The sequence below is a fragment of the Pedobacter sp. genome, assembly GCF_035566355.1.
Classification (GTDB): Bacteria; Bacteroidota; Bacteroidia; order Sphingobacteriales; family Sphingobacteriaceae; genus Pedobacter.
In genome coordinates this window covers 1-7870 of the sequence record NZ_DATMRL010000450.1, presented here as the reverse complement: position 1 = coordinate 7870, position 7870 = coordinate 1, and the positions used below count along the sequence as shown (strand labels likewise).

At 40.2% G+C, this 7870-nt stretch carries 8 protein-coding genes; 2 read left to right on the top strand and 6 right to left on the bottom strand.

The window, feature by feature from the left end:
* Positions 1–103 precede the first annotated feature (103 nt).
* Both VNZ46_RS17395 and mtgA read right to left on the bottom strand, forming a co-directional pair.
* The gene (locus tag VNZ46_RS17395; RefSeq protein ID WP_325561311.1) at positions 104–2695 is read right to left on the bottom strand and encodes a DUF5686 and carboxypeptidase-like regulatory domain-containing protein; all 2592 of its coding nucleotides are present in this window, start codon (positions 2693–2695) and stop codon (positions 104–106) included.
* Between the two features lie 177 nt (positions 2696–2872).
* A complete protein-coding gene (gene mtgA / locus VNZ46_RS17390; protein ID WP_325561310.1) occupies positions 2873–3595 on the bottom strand; it encodes a monofunctional biosynthetic peptidoglycan transglycosylase in 723 nt (240 codons plus the stop codon).
* Between the two features lie 132 nt (positions 3596–3727).
* On the opposite strand from mtgA, the gene VNZ46_RS17385 reads away from it, so the two are divergent.
* Positions 3728–4018, top strand: a complete 291-nt coding sequence (locus tag VNZ46_RS17385) for a hypothetical protein (protein WP_325561309.1) — start codon at positions 3728–3730, stop codon at positions 4016–4018.
* Between the two features lie 67 nt (positions 4019–4085).
* Here VNZ46_RS17385 and rplI read toward each other — a convergent pair whose 3' ends face one another.
* The 4 genes from rplI to VNZ46_RS17365 all read right to left on the bottom strand — a co-directional run bounded on the left by rplI (position 4086) and on the right by VNZ46_RS17365 (position 6500).
* Positions 4086–4529 carry a 50S ribosomal protein L9 gene (gene rplI, locus VNZ46_RS17380; RefSeq protein ID WP_108549805.1) on the bottom strand — a complete coding sequence of 148 codons (444 nt, stop codon included), beginning with the start codon at positions 4527–4529 and terminating at the stop codon, positions 4086–4088.
* 10 nt (positions 4530–4539) lie between these two features.
* A complete protein-coding gene (rpsR, locus tag VNZ46_RS17375; protein WP_012780908.1) occupies positions 4540–4803 on the bottom strand; it encodes a 30S ribosomal protein S18 in 264 nt (87 codons plus the stop codon).
* Positions 4803–5162 (bottom strand): 30S ribosomal protein S6, encoded by a 360-nt coding sequence (rpsF, locus tag VNZ46_RS17370; RefSeq protein ID WP_108549806.1) that lies wholly within the window; start codon positions 5160–5162, stop codon positions 4803–4805. Before rpsF ends, rpsR begins: the two co-directional genes overlap by 1 nt.
* A 90-nt stretch (positions 5163–5252) precedes the next feature.
* Complete coding sequence (locus VNZ46_RS17365; protein WP_325561308.1) at positions 5253–6500, bottom strand: hypothetical protein; 1248 nt, start codon at positions 6498–6500, stop codon at positions 5253–5255.
* 128 nt (positions 6501–6628) lie between these two features.
* Between VNZ46_RS17365 and VNZ46_RS17360 the strand changes: the two genes are divergently transcribed.
* Positions 6629–7870: DNA polymerase III subunit gamma/tau (locus tag VNZ46_RS17360; protein WP_325561307.1), on the top strand; the 1242-nt coding region annotated here is incomplete at its 3' end.

The window sequence follows — 7870 nt, the reverse complement described above, 5'->3', positions numbered from 1 at the left end:
CAGTTCAAAAAGCGCCTGCTTGTCACCCAGTCGCATTTGTTCCCAGAAATTACGGTCATCCTCTTCAAAAAGCATATTTGCTTTTGAAGATAGGAAAACCGGATCAGAAATCCACATGTATCCTGGCCCTAATTCCCCATTTGGGTACATTCGGGTGATCCAGGTAAGTAAATCTTCTCACATAGTCTACACGAAGAATTTTAAAGATGTTTGAAATACCAACACTACCCTCCATGTAAGGTGTTTTATCCAGTGCAAAAGACGTTTGCCTGTTTTCACGGTCATGCTGAAAACGAAAAAGATCAGGATCATTCTGTGGAAGGTTTTTGGCTGAAATTCCACCGTACAGAACTTTGAATGAAGCAACCTCACGCAGCTGTAGTTTTTTTACCAGAGGGATTTTGTTTAAAAAGAACCCATTAAAGGCATGGTCAATATGCAAACTGGTATAGCGATCGCTCATAAACTCCATAAAATTCATCAGGTTATAGGATTGTGGCTGGTAGGCATAGGTTTGATTCGCCCTGTGGATCACCAGCAAAGGAAAGGGCACCTTACCAAAAACGGCACCACCTTCCAGCATCAGATCCGAATGTCCAAATGGAGCCAGATATAACCTCTTAAAAATATTCAGAGAAACGTTCTGATAGTTGTAATCACCGCCAAGGAAACCTTTAAATCCAGCGCCAGCTCTTAGGGTAAATATGGGAAATTCATTTCTTATGGGTCTGCGAAAACGCTTGCCCTGGTAAAACTGCTCATGGGGTGCCCATCGCAGCTCTGTCACAAATTCGGAGAGATGAATATCTTTAATGATTCGTTCTTCGGGATGACCTGTTCTGAAGACCAATCCTCCTGCGGGGTCAAGTTCCTGATTCCTGTAACCAGCACGCAAAGAAAAATGATCTTTGGTTTCCTGAAAATATTCTGCAGACCATTTCCGGTTATACAACCATTTATCATTTAAGCCTCTTTTAAACGACAGTAAAAAGTTATCATCTTCTATAAAATTCAGATCCTGACCCGGAATTTGCGTCTCATAGCTATACCTCAGTGTAAAAGTACTGACGGGAAACTGGTAGACACCAGAAGGCTTAAAAGAATAGGTGGCGCCCAAAGCATATTTCCATTGCTCATCCCGTAAGCCGTAAGCAAGATGTCCCTCCAACACCACTTTCTGACTAAAATCATCATTGGTCCTCCCGCTGATTCTGAACCGCCGGCCTTCTACATGATTAAAACTATAAAAAGACCCAACAGGACCGATATCAATAAAGCCAACCTTCTGATATCCCGACAAGACAAAGGCGGTAAATCCCATAATGGTCTTAAACCTGGAAGATTGCTTTAAGCTGTCAATATTCTTATAGGCATTTTTTTCCAGGGGAGACAATTCTTCTGGGCGGCTAAAAGGCAGTTTTTTTCCTTCCTTTATTTCTGGCGCAGGAGAATCTCCCACATCAGGTACCGCTACCCCGGTCAGGTAATCATTGTTCAGAATGGTCTTTTCTCCAAAAATGCTGTACTTCCCTTTAAAAAGACCAAGATCCATAGCCATTACGCTTTTAGAAATGTGATATTTATCATCTGACGCAAGCCCATAACTAACTTTAATCTGAAGATCCTTAACCCAATTGAGATTAATCTCCTTGTTGACAGACAGGATCGCGTGCTGAACAGCATAACGGCCATCCAGGCTAATATAAAGTTCTCCCATAAACAGAATGTCCTGTTTATTTCTAGGACTAAACATAAGGTGCACCACAGACCCTGCATCACGTTTCAGCGTATCTATAATGAAATATTTATAGAACTCAGGTGCCAGTGAAGCTACCGGGCTTAAAAATTTCTGCCCCCCAAGGCCAATATCGTGGTCATAAATATCTATGGGTTGATAAATCCTTTCCAGGTACTGGTCAATGCCGTCTTCGTCAAGATATTGATCAATCCTGGACTCCTTACTGTCTAAAAACTTCACCTTATCCTTATCTGCTAGTTCCTTGCGGATATGCAGACTTAACTTTTCCTGCATAAAAACAGGAACCAGCGTTTTTCCAGGCTGAAGAATAGTATCTGCCGTTTTCGCCAAAAAGGGAAATTTACGTAAAAGGGAGGATTTTGACCTCAATTCATTAGGTATACTGACCGATAAATTCAGTTTCTCATACTGTCTGAAACTTATTCTCTGGTTTGAAGGACCAATATTCTGCTCTTGATGTGCAATCACTTTTCGAATCAACTCTACAGCTTCATTGCCCCGGTTTTTATAACGGGGACGTTGACTGGCCCGGATACTTACACCTTCGAGCTGCTGGGCATTTTCTTCCAGCTCGATCAGTAGATTCTCCACGATCAAACGCTCCAAATGATGCTCCTGTGTTTTAAATCCGACAGCAGAAAACCTGATGACTTTTGCTGCCTTAGCCGTTCTGATTTTAAAATGTCCATCAGGATCGGATACCACGCCGCCGGGAATCCCCGCGAAAACGACATTCACAGATGGAATAGGTTGCTTTGTGATCTTATCTTTAACCGTGCCTGTCACCATAGAGACTTGTCCGTTAACTTTCGCCGCAGCGCAAAAGAACAACAACAGAAGGACAGATCGGTAACCTATAATGCTTAACAGATAACAACAATATGAAATGGCATAAAAAAACCGGGGTAGGAACAGCAACCTTAAGAACAGGAACATAAAAGAAATTTAATATAATAATGCATTTACAATAGGACAACTTGCATCCATTTTACCCTTACTCCTTAAAGAAAGAAATATGAAAAGACACCATGGATCCGAAGATGTACATCTTAATATACAACCGTCGCAGTCCGCAGGACTAGTTCAAAAAAATTGTAAATGTTTATTAATAAATTAGAAGTCAAGCGGCCCCAATCTTCGCATATTTCGCATAATCAGGTATTGACGATGCTGAATGTAACGGGTTGGGTGTGCAGGTGTCCAGCGCAAAGGATTTGGAAAACAAGCTGCGATCAATGCGGCCTCGGCACGGCTTAACGAACTGCAGGATTTACCATAGTAAGCCTGGGAAGCAGCCTCAGCCCCATAGATTCCATCTCCCATTTCTATCACGTTCAGATAAACTTCCAATATGCGTTCTTTGCTCCACAGCATCTCAATCAGCAAGGTAAAATAAGCTTCAAAACCTTTACGGATCCAGGAACGGCCAGGCCAGAGAAATACATTTTTTGCTGTCTGCTGAGAAATGGTACTTCCTCCTTTTACCTTTTTTCCTTTTTCATTGCTTTCATAAGCCTTTTCAATTGCTTTAATATCAAAACCCATATGCTTCAAAAAAAGCTGATCTTCGGCCGATACAGCTGCCCTTTTCATATTGTCTGAGATATCCTCGAAGCGCATCCATTTTTTATCGGTTTTGAAGGTCTTTCCATCGGCCTTCCGCTCAATATTACGTTCAATCATCAGCAAGGTAATTGGCGGATTGATAAAGCGGTAAGCCAGCACCCATAAAATGCTCACACTTAAAAACCAGATCAGTATCCGGCTCAGTATTGAAGTTATTTTTTTTAAAAGAGGTGATTTAGTCTTTGTCGCTGAACGTTTTTTTTGTGCCATTGCCCAAAGGTAATAAAAACATCAATCCGCTTTATAAATCCTTCTTCACTCCGCTCTAAGTTCCTAAATAATTCTCTAAATTTGCCTTTGCACAGACCCCGTTAACCAGGTCTTAACTGACAACAAATTGATATGAAGTTTACAGCATCCCGTCTTTCAGAAGGCAACAAGGTTTTTCCAACTGAGATTTATTTAGAAGAAAACAGTATTGAGATTAAATCACCGGGATTATTCAGCGGAGATTCCAAATACCTCAACTACGAAGACATTACTTCCATTGAGGTAGACACGCCTATGATTGGTTTTTCAACACTAAGGCTTTTCCTGAACGGAAATAAGGTAGAAGTAAGCGGCTTTTCTAAGAGCGACATCAAAAAGATCAGACAAATGATCGATGAAGCAAGAGCCAAAAGACGGAGATAGATCCTAAAATAAAGACATAAAAAAAGCTTCCTGAAAATCAGGAAGCTTTTTTTATGTTGTATAAAGATTACTCAGCTACAACTTCGAAAGGAACCTTAACTTTCACTTCTTTGTGTAAGTTTAAGTTGGCCACATATTCGCCAACAAATTTAGGCTCAGTTTCGAAAGTGATACGGCGACGGTCAACATCAAAACCTTGTTGTTTCAATGCATCAGCAATCATAATCGTGTTTACAGCACCAAAAATCTTACCTGTCTCACCAGCTTTAGCACCAATTGTCAATTTAACCTCAGTTAAACGCTCAGCAATGCCTTCAGCATCTTTCTTAATTTTATCTTGTTTAAAAGCAGCTTGCTTCAGGTTTTCAGCTAATACTTTTTTAGCTGAAGGTGTAGCCAACTGACCAAATCCCTGAGGGATCAGGTAGTTACGACCATAACCTGGCTTTACTGTAACGATATCATCTTTCTCCCCTAGGGATTTGATATCTTGTTTTAAAATAATTTCCATCTCTCAGTTCCTATTTTAATTGGTCAGCAACAAAAGGTAACAAACCGATGTGACGAGCACGTTTTACAGCCTGAGCTACTTTACGTTGGAATTTCAATGAAGTACCAGTTAAACGGCGAGGTAAAATTTTACCTTGATCATTGATGAATTTTAACAAAAAGTTTGCGTCTTTGTAATCGATATATTTAATACCATTCTTTCTGAAACGGCAATATTTTTTTCTGTTATCGTCCACTTTTGGAGCGGTAACATATTGTATTTGATCCTTTGCCATTATACTGCAGCCTCCGTTTTAGGTTTTTTGTTAAAAGCTCCGCTACGTTTTTTCTCGTTGTAAGCAACCGCGTGACGGTCTAATCTTACAGTTAAGAAACGTAAAACACGCTCATCGCGTTTAAGCTCCAACTCTAACTTGTTAATTAATTCACCTGAAGATTTGTATTCTGTAAGGTGGAAAAATCCGCTTGCTTTCTTTTCAATCGGATATGCTAATTTTCTCAAACCCCAATTGTCCTCTTGAACAATTTCGGCTCCGCTATCAGAAATGATTTTGCTAAATTTCGCGATGGTTTCTTTAGCTACTTCTTCTGATAACAACGGGGTTAGAACGATAACAGTTTCGTACTGATTCATTGTTATTTGTTTTTTAATTTAATTTCCCGCTACGAACGGGGCTGCAAATGTATTAATTATTTTCCATTAATACAAAGAGTATCAAAAGATTTAGTACTTCCCGAACAGGTAATTGACCCCAAACTTCCATCTTTGCATAGATGCGCTGAACATCGTATAGGTTGTAATGGACGTAGGCATGCTGTACATTACGGAAAGTTCTATCTTTTTATTCAAAACTATCCCCGCAGAAACCGGAAAGGAAAAATTAAAATTCTCTGGCTTGAATGTATCTTCCTGGGTTTCGTATTCTTTCCTGAACGAATTGTACCTTGAATAGACAATATTCGAATATTTGGAGAAATTACATCCCAGACCTGCACCCAGAAAAACCTTCCAGGCGCTGGTATTATAAAAATTGTAAATAAACTGTGGAGTCAGGGTCAGCGACAACTGGTCAAAAGCCTGGCTTTGATCAGAAATATATTCGTTACCCGATTCAGCAAGCGAAACTTTATTCTTACTGCTAAAAAAGGCAAAGTCTGTTCTGAAAATAAATTTTCCAATAGCCGGGTTGAGAAACATATCAATTCCCGCCTGAAGCGTAGGCATCACTGAACTTTTATGAGTTGCTTCTTTTGAAGCCAGATCATTTTGTCCCTGAAAGGAAGCCTTACTGGAACTCAAACCAGCCCCTGCATAAAACCGGATGAATTTATATTTGCTCTTAACCTCAGTTTCTCCATTGATCCGGAAAGACAGCTTCACCAACTCAGGTCCTGAGTACCGCAGTGATTTTAGTTTGTCTTCGGAAATATCAATATTGAGTTTTGTAATGATTTCCATGAGTTGCCGTATATATTTATTATCTGTAATAAATACACTCTCTTTATTCGGTGCCAGAAAGAGATTCTGAATCAGTTCATAAGGTACAGACATCCCGCCTTCCTTGACAAAGAATCTCTTTTTGATCTTATCCTCATAAGAAAACAAAGTCATGTTTTTTCCAGACTGAAGAACTTTCAGGAATACCGTATCTGTTTTTGAACTGGTATCCAGACCGTTGGAAAGATCGCTGAAATTTGTTTTGCTTTGACTGATCCTGACCGTGTAACGCTGACTGGATTCCATTCCGTCAATGCCGTAGGCTGAGCATTCTTTAAGACTATAGCCCTTTGTTTCGCCATTTAAATCTGTCTTGAAGTTAAAAGAAGTGGGGTTTGCACTTCTCTCTTTATAATCAACAAATCCTCTGATAGTATCCTGGTTATTGGTAACCAGGTAGCCTTTTTGAAAATTGGATTGCGCAAAAGAAAGCACAGGGACAGCCATAAAAAGGCCGAAAAGAAAGCGTTTCATATCTGATTTTTGGGCAAAAATACTTTTTCTTCTCCTATTTCCTAATCAAAATTACATTTTGCACAGGAATGCGTTTATTTTCCACAAAAATCTTTTGCTCGGTAAAAATTTTATAATTTCGTTGGCGAATGGAGAATTTTATAGTATCGGCCCGCAAATATCGCCCGGCAACGTTTGAAACCGTTGTAGGACAGCACCACATCACCGGAACTTTAAAAAATGCTATTAAGAATAACCAGCTGGCCCAGGCCTTTTTATTCTGCGGGCCAAGGGGGGTAGGAAAAACGACCTGCGCCCGTATCCTGGCAAAAACCATCAATTGCACCAATTTAACGGCGGAACAAGAGGCATGCGGCACCTGTGAATCCTGTATTTCCTTCCAGACCGGACATTCCTTTAACTTTCATGAGCTTGATGCAGCTTCAAATAATTCGGTTGATGACATCAGAAGCCTGATTGACCAGGTAAGGATACCGCCACAGGCAGGAAAATACAAAATCTATATTATAGATGAGGTACATATGCTCTCGGCAAATGCGTTTAACGCTTTCCTAAAAACGCTGGAAGAACCCCCATCTTATGCCATATTCATCCTGGCAACAACAGAAAAGCATAAAATCCTGCCTACCATATTGTCCCGCTGCCAAATCTTCGATTTCAATCGCATTCAGGTAGAAGATATTGCCAGTCATCTGAATAAAATCGCTCAGCGGGAGCATATTGCAGTAGAAGCAGATGGTCTCCATATTATTGCGCAGAAAGCAGATGGTGGATTGAGGGATGCCTTATCTATGTTCGATCAGATTGTGAGTTATACCAATAAAAACCTCACCTACAAATCTGTTATCGATAATTTAAACATCCTGGATTACGATTACTACTTTAAACTTACAGAATACCTGACCTCTGCAAATGTAAGCCAGTCTCTGGTGTTGTTTGATGAGATCTTAAACAATGGTTTTGATGGCAACAATTTTATTAACGGATTGGCCAGCCATCTCAGAAACCTATTGGTGGGTAAAGACCCACAGACGGTTAAGCTTCTTGAAGTCAGCGAGAATATCAAACAAAAATATATTAGCCAAAGCCAGCAAACCTCAGTTTCTTTTATTCTGACAGCACTGAATCTGGCCAATCAATGTGATCTCTCGTACAAGAACAGCAAAAACCAACGACTTCAAGTGGAGTTGGCGCTGATTAAAATGTGTCACATCCCCTCAGTATTGCAATTGGCTCAATTACCAACATCCAATTCTCTAACTGATAACGATCAGATTAAAAAAAAAACTGATGTAAAAACTGACATGCCTGCTGTTGTTCAACCTGCAGGTAGCGCTCCAAAAGCACCAGAAAAACCTGTCCCTGCGCCG

Coding starts and splice junctions, on each gene's coding strand:
- VNZ46_RS17395 (WP_325561311.1), bottom strand. CDS start 2,695: ATGTTCCTGTTCTTAAGGTTGCTGTTCCTACCCCGGTTTTTTTATGCC.
- mtgA (WP_325561310.1), bottom strand. CDS start 3,595: ATGGCACAAAAAAAACGTTCAGCGACAAAGACTAAATCACCTCTTTTA.
- VNZ46_RS17385 (WP_325561309.1), top strand. CDS start 3,728: ATGAAGTTTACAGCATCCCGTCTTTCAGAAGGCAACAAGGTTTTTCCA.
- rplI (WP_108549805.1), bottom strand. CDS start 4,529: ATGGAAATTATTTTAAAACAAGATATCAAATCCCTAGGGGAGAAAGAT.
- rpsR (WP_012780908.1), bottom strand. CDS start 4,803: ATGGCAAAGGATCAAATACAATATGTTACCGCTCCAAAAGTGGACGAT.
- rpsF (WP_108549806.1), bottom strand. CDS start 5,162: ATGAATCAGTACGAAACTGTTATCGTTCTAACCCCGTTGTTATCAGAA.
- VNZ46_RS17365 (WP_325561308.1), bottom strand. CDS start 6,500: ATGAAACGCTTTCTTTTCGGCCTTTTTATGGCTGTCCCTGTGCTTTCT.